Origin of the sequence: Streptomyces sp. NPDC001410 (assembly GCF_042895235.1) — a bacterium.
Classification (GTDB): Bacteria; Actinomycetota; Actinomycetes; order Streptomycetales; family Streptomycetaceae; genus Streptomyces.
Genome location: NZ_JBIAWE010000003.1, coordinates 560,578 through 575,197, shown reverse-complemented (window position 1 = coordinate 575,197; position 14,620 = coordinate 560,578). Strand labels below are relative to the sequence as shown.

Below are 14,620 nucleotides of genomic sequence, written 5' to 3'. Positions count from 1 at the left end.
GCGACTGGCGCGACGCCCTCGCGGCGGCCGGGATCGCCCACAAGCGAACCCGGCCCTACCGGCCCAAGACCAATGGCAAGGTCGAACGCTTCAACCGCGCCCTCCTCGCCGAGTGAGCCTACGCACGGCCCTACCGCTCAGAGACCGAACGCCGCGAGGCGTTCCCGCACTGGCTGCACTCCTACAATCACCACCGCGGACACACCGCGCTCGCAGCCAAACCACCCGCCAGCCGCGTCCCCAACCTCCCAGGGCAATACACCTAGCCGACCAGGCGGCGGCGCCAGTCCAGGGGGGTGACGGTGATGGCCCGGCCGGGGTCATGGTCCCACTCGGCGTGGAGACCGACTGCTTCGAGTGCGGCCACGACCTCGTGGCCAATGGCTGCAGTGGTCTCGGACGAGCCATCGAAGCCGCCGTAGAGGAGCATCAGTCCGTGGCCGGCTGTGGCAGAGTCCGTGCACTGGGTGTGGAAGTAGACGAAGCCGCGGGCGTCGGGCCCGCCTTCACCGCCGATCTCGGACTGGCCACAGCTACGGCAACAGGTGAAGTTCTCGCGGGCCGTGATACCGGCATCCTGCAGGGCGGTGAAGGCGCGGGTCAGCCGCTCAGGGTCCGTCTCGCCCTGCCACTTGGCCTGCTCCGCAACCCTCTCCAGCCACAGCCGGTCGGCCAGCGACTGTGCCTGCTCGCGCGAGAGGGGTCGTCGGTCATTGGTGACCAAATACTCCTCAGCGAGCTCGGCCAGTTCGGCGCGAGAGGCGTAGCCGCCAACCAGCACCTCACGGACGCGCTTCTCCAACTCCCCGCGCTCGTCTTCGCCGAGGTCGAGCGGCGGCACCTCGCGGGCGGGGCCCATGTCCAGCAGCGACCAAGCCAGACCACCGTCCCATCGGGCCTCCTGGCGTGCCCAGCCTGTAATCGCCGCAATCACGACCTCGGGCCCGTCGACCATCGCCTGGAACTGCCGGTCAGCAGCACCGTCGCGGTACTCCAGCGTGTAGTCACCACCGGCCCTGTGCCACACCTGGGCGAAGACATCAGGCAGGTCGGGTATCCGCTGGACCACCAAGAACCGGTCACCGTCACCACCGATCCGCCGGACCAGCCCTGCCAGCTCCTCGGCGGACACACGGACGTGCCGCTCCCAGTTCTCCGTCTTCACCACGATCTCGAGCATGCGCAGACTCTGACATACCCCGCTGACTGCAGACCTCCCGGGACCCGCGACGCAACTGCTGCTGTGACAGCTTGACCAGCCCTGATACTGGACGGTCTTTGGCCGAGGTTTGACGACAGTCCCTAGGCCGCGCTGCACCAGTTGGCAGGCGATAGAGCAGGGGAAAATGGCTCCGCGAGTTCCGCCAGTAGGCCGTGTGGCAGGGCCTGTTGTTGTCCCGCCTCCCCCGGAGCGAACCGCGAGGGATCCAGGTAGAGGACGCGATCTCGACCGGGCTGCGGACCGTTCCCGCGAGGAATCGCCGATCTGCGGACGATCCCCGGCTGGGGCTTGCACCAGCTCCCCGACGACCGGCTTGAACTGCGCTCGCCCGATGGCGGTGTCTACTCCGGCATCGCCGCCGACACCTCCCCCCGGCTGGTACTCGCCCGCCCGGCACCGGGGGTAGGTCCTGTGTTTGTACGGGCCGCAGCTCGGGGTGCGCACCCCACCCCGCACAACACGCGGGAGGAGTACACGCCGACGCCTGGCGCCTGGAGGAGTTCCGCACCGCTCGGGCGCGGCCTGCTGGCTGGCGGAATCATCGCCTACCGCAACAACCGCTGACCGAGGCGACCTTGTGGGCTCGGGCGAGGCAGGTCGGGTCGGGTCGGTCGTGCCAATGACGCCGCTGTCCGGCAGGCAGGTGTTCAGCATGGCTGCCGCGCCCTCCACCGGCGTGCTCACGTGCAAGTGGCAGGTGACGCACCGTTGAGCCAGGCGATGCTGGAGGCGCTGTTGCCGAAGGACAGGCAGCCCGGCTGGCCACTGCTATGCCGGGCCGGGTTCAACTCAGGGCTCGCCTGATGACCTGTTCCATCACGGTCTCGGGCAGCGCCGGGTTGTCCGCCGCGGCGCGGGCAAGGGAGCTGTCAGGGGCGTCGAGCAGGGTTTCCAGGACCGGGAGGGCCAGAGCAGGGTGGGCGGCCGCGTCGCGCCGTGTGTCGGAATCCTGGGCGGCCAGGCAGAGCAGCAGTGTCTCGGACCGTGCCGCCGGGTGGCGGGCGACCTCTCGCAGGGCGCGGCTGGTGCTGGCCGGGTTCGCCGCTATGCAGTGCAATAGGGCAGCGGGACAGCCGGGGTGGCGGGCGACCGCGGCAAAGACGGGCGGCCCGTGCCGTTCGACCAGTTCGGCGAGCCGTTCGGGAGCCAGTTCCGGCCGGGCGGCGATCCGCTGGGCTACTGCGATGTCCGGGTCGGTGGCGAGCTGTTCGGCGAGGTCGCCCTGCAGCCGGGTCCGGTTGGCGGCGAGCGCCCTGGCCTGCGCCACCCGACTCGTGGCCAGCGTACGGAGTTCAAGCTCGGTGGCGGACTCGACGCGGGGTGCCGGTTCGCCGGGCAGCCGTTCGTGAGCGGCGAGTGTGATGAGCAGGTCGAGCGGGACGGCCGGGTTCTCTGCGATGGCCCGGCGGACCACAGGAGCGGAGTCGGCGGCGAGTGTACGCAGCAGTGCTTCGGGGACTGCGGGGTTCGCGGCGATCACCGCGCGGACGTCGCAGGAGGGGTGAGTGGCTAGGCGGTTCAGGAATTCGGCGGGCAGGTCAGTGCGGGCAGCGAACGTCTTGACCGCCCAGACCTCGGGGGCGTCCAGGAAAGCAGCGAGCCCTTCAGGCGGCACGGCCGGGTGGCTCGCGGCCGCCAGCCGGACGCGCCGGATGCAGGGTGTGTGGTCCGCACACGCCGCCTCGCTGCGGTGACAGGCACCGCAGCGGGTCGGAGCCGGGCGCCCGCCGTCGGCGAGGAGGGCGGCGAGCAGCGAGGGCGGCGCGTTCTCGTTGTCTGCGACGGCCTGCCGCACGACGGTGCTGGGGTGGCGCGCGAGGTGAGGGAACAGCTCGGACGGAACGTGCGGGCTTCCGGCGGCGCCGGCGACGACCTCCGGGTCCGGGTCATGGGCGAGGGAGGCAATAACGTCGGCGGGTGCGTCGCGGGCATAGGCGACCTCCTGCCGTACCTCGGGGTCTGGATCGGCAGCAGCCTGCCGCCAGGCGGCGGCCGGCGCCACCCCGCCGAGGACCGCGTCGAGTAGCCGTCCGGGATGCTCCTGGGGGATCTCGGGCCACGGCACCAGCCCGCTCCGGATCAGAAAACAGGTCAGCGACGGATTGCCGACGGTCAGCAGGTCCCTGACCTGTGGGGGTGTCAGCCGCTCACGATCGGCCAGCGCGAACAGGACCTCCTCGTCGCCGCTCGCCACGAGCCGGGCGAACAGTCCCGCGGGCAGGGCCGGGTTCTCGGCCAGCCCTAGCAGCGCGTCACGCAAACGGTCCATCTCCCAACGATTAGGTCTGCCTGCCACCTGCCTGGCTGCCGGCGTCAGGTCGATGTAACAGGAAGGGCGCTCGAACATCCATCGCATATCGCTGGGGACACTGGCAGACGGTCAGGATGGCTGGTGACCGGCTGACCGCTGGTGACGCTGGCCAGGGCACTTCCTGTGGATGACCTCGCAGGCCAGAAGTGGGGGCAGTCGGAGTTCCTCCTGGGCTTCCTCGACCTCCGCGAGCGTCTTCCCCTCGACCGACCGGCGGGCCGGTGTAGGTCAAATGGTGCCGGCCGCGTCGCGCGGACCTCCTCGTCCTCCGCCCCCGCGTCCAGGCGTCCAGGCGTCCAGGCGTCCAGGCGTCCAACACCAATGTGCACCGGAACAGTGATGACCGACGACGACCCACTGGAACCGCGCCGTCCGGCCCAGGAGACGAGGAGCGAACGCCAGGTGTCGTGCCTTCTCGCCTGCTTCCTCTTCGGCTTCCACATCGTGGCGTTCGTCATGAGCTACGCGGTGCGCCGCAGGGACTGACCACGGCGCCGGGGGCTCCGCCATTCGGACGCGGCTGACTCGCGGGGCCCGCCGGTCCGCGGTGGTTTGGGAGGCATGCTCATAGCCGGACCCATACTCGGCCGCAGGCGTTGCGCCGCGGTCCTCGGCGCGGTGTTGACCTGCTCGACGGTGCTGGCCGGGCCGCACCCGAACGCGGGCGGCAGCACGTCGGCGCCTTCGGTGCCAGCACCGAAGCTGGAGTGGCGACCCTGTGTCCAGGGCAGTCCGTTCGACTGCGCCACCGCCGGGGTACCGCTGGACTACGGCAACCCCGGCGGTCGCCGCATCGAGCTGGCGGTGATCAAGCGGAAGGCGACCGGCCCCGGACGGCGCGTCGGCACCCTGTTCTTCAACCCCGGCGGACCCGGCGGGCCCGGCACCGTGCAGATGCCGCAGAACTACGCGTCCTTCCCGCGCGAGGTGCGGGAGCGGTTCGACATCGTCAGCTGGGATCCGCGCGGAGTCGGCAACAGCACCGCGGTGAACTGCTTCGCGAATCCCGAAGAAGCCGCCGCGTGGAGCGCGGGCAAACCGGTCGGCGTCCCGGTGGGCGCACAGCAGCGGGCGTCCCTGATCGCCGCGTACCGGGATCTGGCCCGGCGCTGCGAACGACGTGACCCCGAGCTGCTGCGCCATGTGTCGACCACCGAGACCGCTCGCGACCTCGACCAGCTCCGCCGGGCGGTGGGCGAGCCGCAACTCACCTACCTCGGAATCTCCTACGGCACGATCCTGGGCGCCACCTACGCCAACCTGTTCCCCGGCAGGGTCCGCGCCATGGTCCTGGACAGCAACATCGACCCGCAGGCCTGGACGAACCACGCGTCCGACACGGCCCCCCGGTCCCCGACGTTCCCGCGTATGGGCTCGGACCGCGCAGCGGCAGCGGTCCTGGACCGGTTCCTGTCCCTGTGCGGCTCCGCAACCACCGCCGGCTGCCCCTTCTCCGCCGGCGGCGCGCAGGCGACCCGGGACAAGTTCGACCAGTTGATGCGGCGGCTGCGGGCCCGCCCGGTGGGCGCGTGGACCTACGGCCGTACGGTCGCCGATGTGGTGAGCGGCCTGTACTTCGTCCGCCCCGGATGGACTGACCTCGCCGGAAGGCTCCAGAAGCTCTGGCAGGGCCAGGTGCCCGAGGCGGCCCCGCTCCCGCCCGCGCCACCAGTCCCGCATCCGAATCCGTACCTGGGCGAGGAACAGGCGAGCGCGGTGCTCTGCGGCGACAGCCCCAACCCGCGTGACCCGGCCGTCTATCCCGCCCTGGAGGAGGCCGCCGCTTCCCGTGCGAGCGACGCCGGACGCTTCTGGACGTGGGCCGCCGCGGCATGCATCTCCTGGCCGGCCGTGGCGGCCGACCGTTACCGCGGCCCGTGGAACAGGCCGACAGCACACGTCGTCCTGCTGGTCGGCACCACCTACGACCCGGCCACTCCCTACGCGGACGCGCAGGCGATGGCCAGAGAACTGGGCGACGCCCGCCTGCTCACCCACGAGGGGTACGGTCACACCGCGCTGACAAATCCCAGCAGTTGTGTGCAGACGTACGAGAGCCGCTACTTCGTCGACGGCACCCTCCCGCCGGCCGGAACAACCTGCCGCCAGGACAAGCCGCCGTTCCCGGCACCCGAGCCCGTCGGCGGCATCGCCACCGGCGGCGGCGCGCTGGCGGGCGAGATGCCGGGCGTCAGCCCTTCACACCCACGACCTGCTTGAGCTTCGTGACGACCTCGACCCGATCCCGCTGCTGGTCGATGACCTGGTCGACCGACTGCAAAGGCCACCGAGCGCGACGAGGCGAAGGGCCCTGCGTGGAAGGACGAACAGTGGCCCGTCATGAAAGACATGCGGTGTAGACGCCTGGCTCTCTGCACCAGGCCAGGCCGTCGGCCGCGGCTGATCTACCGCATCCACCCAGACCGCGGCCCTGTCAGAAGCCGGCGCAAGGGCTTCACCGGGACCGGCTAGGCGTGTCTCTTCGATCAGGTGACTCGTTGCTCCGGTCGTTCTCAGCAAGGGGATCTCGCGGACGACGTGTGGGCGGTGCTGAAGCCGCTGATGCCCGAGGGTAATAATCGGTGCGGGCGAGGGCGGGATCGCCGGCAGGTGATCAACGGAATCATCGCCCACCAGCACGCCGCCGGGGCGCCCAAGGCCCGGCCCTCATCGCTAGGGCCTTTCCTTCGGATCGTCTGGCTGACGAGATGAAGATGGCGGCGAGGTGGAGTCCGGCGAGGTAGAGGGTCGCGGTCTTGTCGTAGCGAGTGGCCAGGCCGCGCCACTGCGTGAGCTTGTAGCGGACTCCCGACTTCCGGCGGGCCACCGCTACCGGACCGACAGCTCCCGGCATGCCGCCGCACCGCGCTCTCGGGGTGCGCCCGCCAAACAGCGCAACCTCTCCCCGGGTGTGGGCGGGTTCCACGGCCTGGAGCGGGACGAGCATGAGCTTGTGGGACGGTGGGCGGCCGCGTCCCGTTCATACGTGGCACGCGGCCGGCACCCGATCCAGCTCCGTACGTCGAGCGAGTTCCCCGAGGAGGACAGTTGTCGAGCTCACCGTTGCCAATCTGCGAGGAGGCCAAGGACGGCCTTGCAAAGGCCAAACTGGAGACAGCCCGCAGGCTGAAGGAGCTGGACGACGCCGAGCGCAAGCTCCACGAGTTGGAAGCCGCACAGCCCCCGGACGAGGCGGCGATCGAGGCCCAGAAGGCCAGGGTCGGCCAGGCCCGGGCCAACTGGCTGGCGGCAAGGGAGAAGCAGAAGGAATGGCAGGAATCGGTGGACGAACTCTGCAATCCGTAGCACGGACGGATGGGGGCGGTCGCGGTTAGGCCGTTTCTTTCGGATCACCTCGCTGACCATATGAAGATGGCGGCGAGGCGGAGTCCGGCAAGGTAAATGGTCGAGGTCTTGTTGTAGTGAGTGGCCAGGCCGCGCCACTGCTTGAGCTTGTTGATGCACCGCTCGACGGTGTTCCGCTGCTTGTAGGCCTCGCGGTCGAAGGCCGGCGGACGGCCCCCGCGACTGCCGAGCCGTCTGCGGTTGGCGGCCTGGTCGGCGGGCTGCGGGATTACCGCCCGGATGCCCCGCCGCCGCGGATCGCGCGGGACGAGTACGCCTTGTCGGCCAGGACCATGCCCGGTGCGCCCCTGGGGCGGCCGATCCGCCGGGGCACCCTTATCTGGGCCATGACCTGGGCGAACGCCGGTGCGTCACCCGCCTGGCCGGGTGTGATGACGAACGCTCGCGGCCGGCACCGCCCGTCGGCCGCAAGGTGGATCTTCGTGGTCAGTCCGCCGCGGGACCGTCCGAGGGCATGGTCGACCGGCTCGCCGGCCGGGGCCCCATTTGACGGGCCCCGGCAGCGTGCTGATGTCGTAGCCGATCTGCGGCAACGGTCTGCACCCCGAACGCGAGCGGGCCGGCAGGCACATCGCCGCGAGCGCCCGCGCCGACACGCGCTGCAGCCGAGTGGCCGACAGCACACACAACGTGACTGCGCCGCGAGGAGCGCCCCCACCACAGCACCCGGGCCGCCCGCGGCGACAGCTCGCCCCGCGCTTCCCCGGCGAACGCGTCGTCCGGCTGTCTTCTGCCGCGGTCCACGCCCCGACCCTATCCAGCGGCGCGGCCGGGCCGTTCAGGAGAGTCGGCTGCGGCGGCTCGGCGACGATGTCGCCGTCCGGTTGCCCTGGGCGACACGGACTGCGGACGCGCCGTTGCTCAAGGAGCACGCCGGACCACCCCGCTCGCCCCGCATCAGTAACCAGGTGCACCGGCCTTAAGTGACCGTAGGCACTGCACAGTTCAGTCCTCTGGTCCCCCAACCCGCAATGGGGTACGCGCTGGGGGGCAGCGTGTGTTCTGGGGCGGCCTTGCGGTAGCAGCTGTAGATGTGGACGTACTTGCCGCCTGCGCCCGTGTTGAGGTCGCCGGCCCGCATCTGCCGACGAGATCCGCCCCGGCGGCCTCGGTCAGCGGGAATCCGCTGGCCACCTGCACGTTCTGCTCCGTGATTGCGACCCGGCCGTCGTCGGTGACGAACGACCGGACGTAACTCAGCCCGGCCGCACGGACGGCCCGAAGCGTGTCCGCGAACAGGCTGCACACGGTGTCGTCCTCGAACGTGGTGCTTGCGACTGCGAGTCCGGCTCTCACCAGGTCCCGGCGGCGCAGGATCACCGAGGCTCGCCCGTCGCGGTCGACCAGGCAGTCCGTGGTGAACTTGAGGCCGTAGACCCGCTCTTGCACGATGGCCTCAGGGATTGGTTCGCACAGGAGGCGGGCCGACCTGCGTCCCGTTCGGATCGTCTGTGCCGTGCGTGAGGCGGCGCGCAGGGCGTCCGGGACGTCGTCCGTTGCCATGCTGGTGTCAGACCGTCGCCTTATGTTGGCCCAGTGATTCGTGAAGCGCTTGAGCACCGGGTGATAGAGGCCGCGGCCACCGATGTCCGGCTGGCGAGAACGGAATTCGACGGGGCCGGCAAGTGGCTGACGGCCGTCGGTCAGGGGCCCTCGGAGCCTCTTGCCGCAGAGGTGTGGGTCTTCGACGCGGATCTCGCTCGGGTGCTGCTGGTTCATCACCGCTGGCGGGGTTGGGTTCCGCCGGGCGGGCGCGTCGAGCCGGGGGAAACGCCCCGAGAAGGGGCACGCCGTGAGCTCTTCGAGGAGACCGGCGTCAAGGCGGAGCTACTACCGGAGCCGGCGGTGGCGACGGTGCGTTCCTATGGCCCGGGGTGGGCGGCGACACTCGGGCTGTCGTTCGTTGCGGTCGTGGATGGCGCAACGCCTTTGGTCGCGGAGAGTGGACAGCCAGCAGCCTGGAAGTCTCTGAACGAGGACTGGGCCAGCTACTTCCCCGAGGACGCATCCCGCATACGTCAGCATGCGCGATGGCTGCGCGAGGTCTCCGGCCGCTCATAGGAAGCTTCGGTGCTCGGCGGTCCTGCGGACAGACTGGGCGGGGTGCCACAGCTCCACAGTCGGGCCTCTGGGCCAGCGAGTTCCGCCGACCGTCGATATGTGGCCTCCCCGGCGGCAGGGGCTGCTTCGATGGAGTCCACGCGGAAGCACAGGACCGCCAGGTTTCGCCAGCCGGCCGGAGGCCAAAAACAGGGGGCGGCCAGAGTCGCTGCTGGCCTGCGCGCACCCACCACAACGCAGATATGGGCGATCACGGCCAGCAGTACCGCGAGCGAGGCGAGGATGCCGCCCGTGAAGGAACCGAGAGTGTCAGCGGCGTTCACCACGAGGAGGACCGTCGTGGCGGACACCGCCCTCCGCGCCGGAATCTCCAAGGTTCCGGGGACACCCGTATCCACAGGCTAGGACGCCCGACGTCGTCATAGACAGAGCCCCAGCGGGGCATGAGATCACACCGTCTTGACCTGGCCACCGTCGATGGTGAACTCGGCACCGGTGATGTTGCCGGCGCGTGGCGAGGCGAGGAAGAGAGCCAGATCGGCGACTTCGTGGGGTTCGGTGACCCGTCCGGTGGAGATGCCCATGCTCTGGGGCACGACTGCATCGATGGCTTCCTGTGCGGTGGTTCCGGCCTGGGCCGCCGTCGCGTCGGCGAAGCCACCCGGAGCGGTCCAGAAGGGAGTCCGGACCGGTCCCGGGGCGATCGCATTGACCCGGACACCCCGCGGTGCGAACTCCTCGGACAGTGACTTGGTCAGGCTGGTCAGCCCGGCCTTGGCCGCGGAGTAGTCCACGACCATGGGGAATGGCAGGCGCGCGTTGATGGAGCTGATGTTGATGATGGACGCCTCGCCCGCGTCCAGCAGGTGGGGAAGCGCCGCGCGGCTGGCCCGGACCGCGCTGAACAGGGTCATGTTGAAGATCCGTTGCCACTCGGCGTCGTCGATGTCCAGGAAGCTCGGACGGGACGTCGCGGTACCCAGATTGTTGACCAGGATGTCGACCCTGCCGTACTGGTGCGTCGCGAGCCTGACGAGCGTGTCTGGTCCCTCTGCGGTGGACAGGTCGACCGCGACTGCGGTGACGCCGTAGTTCTCATGGAGCGCTTCGAGCTCGGGCGTGACGCTCCGGCTGCCGGCGACGACGTGCGCGCCTTCGCGGGCGAACGCATCGGCGATGGCGAGGCCGATGCCCTTGCTCGCCCCGGTGACGACAGCGACCTTGTCTTTGAGCTGGAGGTCCATTGGGCTCCTTTTCCGCGTTGATCACCGCATATGTCGAGAGTACGTGGAACCGGCGCCGTCGGCCCGGGCGAGCGGCCTCCCTCGCTCTCGTGGCGATCCCTCACCCGCCAACCGCACGGGCCGGGCCGGGCCGGGCCACGGAGCGGTTTCATCCGAAGTCGGCCACTCGCCACAGAGCCGACCTGCGCTCGGTGTCGAAGCCGGCCACCGATGACCTGTTCACCCTCATGGAGTCGTTGCAGCAGCCGGCGGGACGAGCGTCCTGCACGCCACCCCTTGTCGAGAAAGTGCGGAGTCGTCACGGAGCCGACCAGGGACGACACCGTCACCCAGGAGGCCACTACCCGTCTGCTGCGTCCCCCGGACGTCACCCGGAAGGCGATACGTGACGACACCACAGGGACGCTCGTCAACCGCGCCCAGTTCGACAACTCCGCCGAGGCGCGCGACCGGATCCGCGAACACACCACGGCCGTTCGTACGATCGAGCACACCATCGAGTACCCCGACCTGGCCAGGTCCTGCCACAGTTCCGTGGCCACCTTGGGCCTGCTGGTCCCGACAGCTGCGTGGGCAGGAGCTCACCGACGACGAGCGCGAGACCGTCCGCCACCAGATCGGCGGATCCGCGCGGGGGGTCAGCGACACCGCGGGCGCACCGCCACCAGTCACTCGGTCGCGGTCGCAGCCCGGTCCGGGAAGAACTCGGCACTTTGCACGTACTCCATCGCCTTGGTGAACTCCGGGTCGCCGAGGCGGCGTTCCATCTCCTGCGGGCTCACGTCCTCCACGCGTGTCTGGATCCAGTACAGATTGCCCAGCGGATCGCGCACCCGGCCGACCCGGTCGCCGAAGAACAGGTGGGTGACCTCCGTGACCGAGGCACCGCCGGCCTCAACGGCCCGCCGGTGCACGGCGTCGGCGTCCTCGACGTAGAGGCGAAGAAAGCCAGGGGTCGGCGGCCACTCCGGCCGCGCGTCGAACAGCATCACCACCGAGTCGCCGATCCGCACCTCCGCATGCTCGATACTGCCGTCCTCACCGGCCAGGCATGCGAGCTCCTCGGCACCGAAGGCCCTCTTCATGAAGTCGATGAGCCGCACCGTGTCGCGAGAGATGATCCACGGCGTCAAGGTGTGATAGCCCGGGGGAACCGGCTTTACGGGCATGAGAACTACCTCCATGCGAGCGGATGCCTCAACCAGGGAAAACTCTAGGAAGCATTGAGGCCGGATTCCGTCCTACAGCCAGAGGCAGATGCGGCAACCACACCCCCGCCCGGCTCCAGGGGAGATGCTCACGGGTTTGGACAGTTGGGGGTGGAGGTGGGGTGTCGGTCCGTCCGGCTCACCTGGTCTCGTCGCCGGCGGCGAGGATGGTGCGGCCGGCCGCGAAGAGCCGTGCGCAGCGTTGCGTCATGGCTTCGGGTGACTGGTCGGGGTGGTTGACCCACCAGCGGACCAGGGCGGTACACAGGCCGCGCCAGGCGTATTTGAGGGCGTCGGCGTCGAGCGGGTCGCTGGATCCGGCCGCTTGCAGGAGGTCGGCGGTGCCGGTCGCGGCGAGGTCGTCGATGGCGCTGCGGTAGTGCGCCGCGCGTCGGGCGGCGTCGCTGTCGGGCGGGAGTGTGGCGTCGTAGAGGACGAACCATGCCTCGCGCCGGCCGTCCAGGGCGGTGAACAGGGCGTGCAGCACGCGCAGGGAGGTGGGCGGCGCGTCGGAGGCGCGTTCGGCCATCGCGGAGCGGATGGCGTCCAGCAGTCGGTCACCCACCGGGTTCAGGCAGGCGAGGTACAGGTCCTGCTTGCTGCCGAAGTAGTGGTGCAGCAGCGGCTTGGTGACGCCCACACGGGCGGCAACGGCGGCGACGGTGGTGGCTTCGTAACCGTGGCGGCCGAACTCCTCGGTGGCCGCGGCCAGGACCTGTCGTTCGCGCGCGGCCCTGGGCACGCCCTTGGTGCCGGCCCTGGAAGGGAGCATTGTCATGAGACCCGATATTACCCTAGGGTAATTTTCCGTTGGGTAAATTACCTGACCTCGGACCTCGCTGGGAGCACATTCATGCCTGCCACCCCGTCCCGCCCCGGCGCCACCCGCACCCGCTCCTGGTGGGGCTGGGGCTATGCCGACGCCCACCCCGACGACGCGGAATGCATCGCCATGGGCTCACTGCTGCCGGGCACACTCTCCCGCCCGCTGCCGATACCCCAGGTCGCCGACCTGCCCATCGCCCTTCCCGCCGCGACACCCCCGCCAGCACTGGCACACCTGGTCACCGCCGATCCCCAGGCGCGCGCCGCCCACGCCATGGGCAAGGCCTACCGCGACGTCATCCGGGCCCTGCGCGGCCGACCCGGCAGGATCCCCGACCTGGTCGCCCGACCGACCGACGACCAGGAGGTCGCCGACCTGCTCGACTGGGCCGGCGAGCACGGCGTGGCCGTCATCCCCTTCGGCGGCGGCTCCTCGGTCGTCGGCGGCGTGGAGTACCGCGGCGACACCCACCGCGCCGTCCTCTCACTCGACCTCACCTCCATGGACCGGGTCCTGGAGATCGACACCGCCAGCCGCTCAGCCCGCATCCAGGCCGGCGCACTCGGTCCCGTACTCGAAGAGCAGCTACGGCCGCACGGTCTCACCCTGCGCCACTTCCCGCAGAGCTTCGAGTTCTCCACCCTCGGCGGCTGGCTCGCGACCCGCGCCGGCGGCCACTACGCCACCGGCCACACCCACATCGACGACTTCGTCCAGTCCCTGCACGTCGTCACACCCGCCGGCGCCGGAACGTCCTGGCGCCTGCCCGCATCCGGCGCCGGCCCCTCCCCCGACCGCCTGTTCCTCGGCTCCGAAGGCGCCCTCGGCGTCATCACCGAGGCCTGGATGCGCCTGCAGGAACGCCCACGGCACAAAACCTCGGCGTCCGTAACCTTCACCGACTTCCACCAGGCGCTCGACGCGGTACGTGCCATCGCCCAGTCCGACCTCGCCCCCGCCAACTGCCGCCTGCTCGACCCCGGCGAGGCACTGCTCTCCGGTGCCTCCCACGACGGCTCCTCCGTCCTGATCCTCGGCTTCGAATCCGCCACCACCCGCGTCGACGACCGCCTCACCGACGCCCTCGACCTGGCCCGCGCCCACGGCGGCCGCGCCGGGACACCGACCACGGACCGGGACGCCCCGGCCGACACGGCCGTGACGGCCTGGCGCTCCGCGTTCCTGCGCATGCCCTACCTACGCGACGGCCTGGCCCGCATGGGCGCCGTCGTCGAAACCTTCGAGACCGCCGCCACCTGGGACAGGATCCCCGCCCTCATCGACGCCGTCCGCACCCGGGTCAGCGCCGCCGCCGTCAAAGCCACCGGACACCCTGCCACCATCAACTGCCGCCTCACCCACGTATACCCCGACGGCGCCGCCCCCTACTTCACCGTGGCCGTCGCCGGCCGACCCGGCAATGAACTCGACATCTGGGACGACATCAAAGCCGCCGCAAACGACGTCCTCCACCGTCACCACGCAACCATCACCCACCACCACGCCACCGGCCGCGACCACCGCCCCGCCTACGACCGCCAACGCCCAGAGCCCTTCGCTCTCGCGCTGCGCGCCGCCAAGGACGCCCTGGACCCCCATCGCATCCTCAACCCGGGCGTCCTCATCGGCTGACAACACGCCCAGAGGCGGGCAAGGACCGCGTCAGCTGCCCCAACAGCACTCGCACAGAGACACCCGCGACGCCGGGCCACGGACGGCAATAACCTCCACCCACTCCTGATGGTGGGATGTGCTGGTGTTCTACGAAGACCTCAGCGCCTACAGCTACTCCGATGACGGAGACAAGTTCACCGACTGCACCACTGGCGTGCGCTTTGTCAGCTTCCAGCCCGCCTACGAGCGTCTCAACGTGGGCTGGCTGGAAGCCGCACAGCCCTGGACGCAAGGGCCGGTCTCCGACGGCTTCACCGACAAGCTGCTGAAAATCTTGGCAGTACAGGAAGTGAACGGGACGCTGGGCCTGCACCACTGCGATTTCTGTCCGGGACTGGACGACTCCAACCCGTGGTTCACTCCCCGACCAGGGCATCGCTGTGCCAGCGCGGGCACCAGCGAGATCCGTGTCCCTGGCCCGCCCGGCATCGCCTTCGCCGCTCCGCAGTTGGTCGGACACTACGTAGCCGACCACGGCTACCTGCCACCTCAACGCTTCGTCGACGCCGTGTTCGCCTTCGATCTGCAGATGGCGTCCTCCACCTTGTACCCCTGGATCACGTTCCCCTGGATTCCTGATGGTGCCGACTTGTACGACGCCAGGTTCGAGTGACGCTGACTGCTGGCACGAAACGATGGGCGTGCATCGGGTGGCTTCGTTCTGGACCGTGCGGGATGGAAGGGGCATGGCCGGCCGGGAGTACTGGA

General features: G+C 69.9%; 11 protein-coding genes and 3 pseudogenes. 8 read left to right on the top strand and 6 right to left on the bottom strand.

What is annotated here, in order from left to right; translation table 11 throughout:
- Positions 1 to 17 precede the first annotated feature (17 nt).
- Positions 18 to 266 (top strand): annotated as a pseudogene (locus ACFY3C_RS09325) (integrase core domain-containing protein); the annotation flags it as partial.
- On the opposite strand, the gene ACFY3C_RS09320 reads toward ACFY3C_RS09325, so the two are convergent.
- A complete protein-coding gene (locus ACFY3C_RS09320) occupies positions 263 to 1,180 on the bottom strand; it encodes a DUF6891 domain-containing protein (protein WP_390770337.1) in 918 nt (305 codons plus the stop codon). The pseudogene ACFY3C_RS09325 and the gene ACFY3C_RS09320 overlap by 4 nt on opposite strands.
- Positions 1,181 to 2,006: 826 nt before the next feature.
- Positions 2,007 to 3,491, bottom strand: a complete 1,485-nt coding sequence (locus tag ACFY3C_RS09315) for a hypothetical protein (protein ID WP_386577248.1) — start codon at positions 3,489 to 3,491, stop codon at positions 2,007 to 2,009.
- A 381-nt stretch (positions 3,492 to 3,872) separates the two neighbouring features.
- Here ACFY3C_RS09315 and ACFY3C_RS09310 point away from each other — a divergent pair, with 381 nt between their 5' ends.
- The 3 genes from ACFY3C_RS09310 to ACFY3C_RS09300 all read left to right on the top strand — a co-directional run bounded on the left by ACFY3C_RS09310 (position 3,873) and on the right by ACFY3C_RS09300 (position 6,839).
- A complete protein-coding gene (locus ACFY3C_RS09310) occupies positions 3,873 to 4,019 on the top strand; it encodes a hypothetical protein (protein WP_390770336.1) in 147 nt (48 codons plus the stop codon).
- A 75-nt stretch (positions 4,020 to 4,094) separates the two neighbouring features.
- On the top strand, positions 4,095 to 5,753 hold the full coding sequence (locus ACFY3C_RS09305; RefSeq protein WP_390770335.1) for an alpha/beta hydrolase: 1,659 nt from the start codon (positions 4,095 to 4,097) through the stop codon (positions 5,751 to 5,753).
- A gap of 828 nt (positions 5,754 to 6,581) precedes the next feature.
- The gene (locus ACFY3C_RS09300) at positions 6,582 to 6,839 is read left to right on the top strand and encodes a hypothetical protein (protein WP_390770334.1); all 258 of its coding nucleotides are present in this window, start codon (positions 6,582 to 6,584) and stop codon (positions 6,837 to 6,839) included.
- 44 nt (positions 6,840 to 6,883) lie between these two features.
- Here ACFY3C_RS09300 and ACFY3C_RS09295 read toward each other — a convergent pair.
- Positions 6,884 to 7,350, bottom strand: a pseudogene (locus tag ACFY3C_RS09295) (IS5 family transposase); the annotation flags it as partial.
- Between the two features lie 1,085 nt (positions 7,351 to 8,435).
- Between ACFY3C_RS09295 and ACFY3C_RS09290 the strand changes: the two are divergent.
- A complete protein-coding gene (locus ACFY3C_RS09290; RefSeq protein ID WP_390770333.1) occupies positions 8,436 to 8,960 on the top strand; it encodes an NUDIX domain-containing protein in 525 nt (174 codons plus the stop codon).
- A gap of 449 nt (positions 8,961 to 9,409) precedes the next feature.
- On the opposite strand, the gene ACFY3C_RS09285 is transcribed toward ACFY3C_RS09290, so the two are convergent.
- Positions 9,410 to 10,204: an SDR family NAD(P)-dependent oxidoreductase gene (locus ACFY3C_RS09285; RefSeq protein WP_390770332.1), complete on the bottom strand. Its 795-nt coding sequence runs from the start codon at positions 10,202 to 10,204 to the stop codon at positions 9,410 to 9,412.
- Positions 10,205 to 10,234: 30 nt separating this feature from the next.
- On the opposite strand from ACFY3C_RS09285, the pseudogene ACFY3C_RS09280 reads away from it, so the two are divergent.
- Positions 10,235 to 10,708 (top strand): annotated as a pseudogene (locus ACFY3C_RS09280) (DUF6192 family protein); the annotation flags it as partial.
- Positions 10,709 to 10,872: 164 nt separating this feature from the next.
- Here ACFY3C_RS09280 and ACFY3C_RS09275 read toward each other — a convergent pair.
- Both ACFY3C_RS09275 and ACFY3C_RS09270 read right to left on the bottom strand, forming a co-directional pair.
- Complete coding sequence (locus tag ACFY3C_RS09275; RefSeq protein WP_390770331.1) at positions 10,873 to 11,373, bottom strand: VOC family protein; 501 nt, start codon at positions 11,371 to 11,373, stop codon at positions 10,873 to 10,875.
- A gap of 178 nt (positions 11,374 to 11,551) precedes the next feature.
- Entirely contained in the window at positions 11,552 to 12,190 is a 639-nt protein-coding gene (locus ACFY3C_RS09270) for a TetR/AcrR family transcriptional regulator (protein WP_390770330.1), read from the bottom strand.
- 75 nt (positions 12,191 to 12,265) lie between these two features.
- Between ACFY3C_RS09270 and ACFY3C_RS09265 the strand changes: the two genes are divergently transcribed.
- Complete coding sequence (locus ACFY3C_RS09265; protein ID WP_390770329.1) at positions 12,266 to 13,870, top strand: FAD-binding oxidoreductase; 1,605 nt, start codon at positions 12,266 to 12,268, stop codon at positions 13,868 to 13,870.
- Positions 13,871 to 13,988: 118 nt separating this feature from the next.
- Complete coding sequence (locus tag ACFY3C_RS09260; protein WP_390770328.1) at positions 13,989 to 14,525, top strand: hypothetical protein; 537 nt, start codon at positions 13,989 to 13,991, stop codon at positions 14,523 to 14,525.
- Positions 14,526 to 14,620: the final 95 nt, after the last annotated feature.

What these genes read in the sequence shown, in the direction of transcription:
- ACFY3C_RS09315 (WP_386577248.1), bottom strand. Translation starts at nt 3,491, where the DNA reads ATGGACCGTTTGCGTGACGCGCTGCTAGGGCTGGCCGAGAACCCGGCC.
- ACFY3C_RS09270 (WP_390770330.1), bottom strand. Translation starts at nt 12,190, where the DNA reads ATGACAATGCTCCCTTCCAGGGCCGGCACCAAGGGCGTGCCCAGGGCC.
- ACFY3C_RS09305 (WP_390770335.1), top strand. Translation starts at nt 4,095, where the DNA reads ATGCTCATAGCCGGACCCATACTCGGCCGCAGGCGTTGCGCCGCGGTC.
- ACFY3C_RS09310 (WP_390770336.1), top strand. Translation starts at nt 3,873, where the DNA reads ATGACCGACGACGACCCACTGGAACCGCGCCGTCCGGCCCAGGAGACG.
- ACFY3C_RS09275 (WP_390770331.1), bottom strand. Translation starts at nt 11,373, where the DNA reads ATGCCCGTAAAGCCGGTTCCCCCGGGCTATCACACCTTGACGCCGTGG.
- ACFY3C_RS09320 (WP_390770337.1), bottom strand. Translation starts at nt 1,180, where the DNA reads ATGCTCGAGATCGTGGTGAAGACGGAGAACTGGGAGCGGCACGTCCGT.
- ACFY3C_RS09265 (WP_390770329.1), top strand. Translation starts at nt 12,266, where the DNA reads ATGCCTGCCACCCCGTCCCGCCCCGGCGCCACCCGCACCCGCTCCTGG.
- ACFY3C_RS09285 (WP_390770332.1), bottom strand. Translation starts at nt 10,204, where the DNA reads ATGGACCTCCAGCTCAAAGACAAGGTCGCTGTCGTCACCGGGGCGAGC.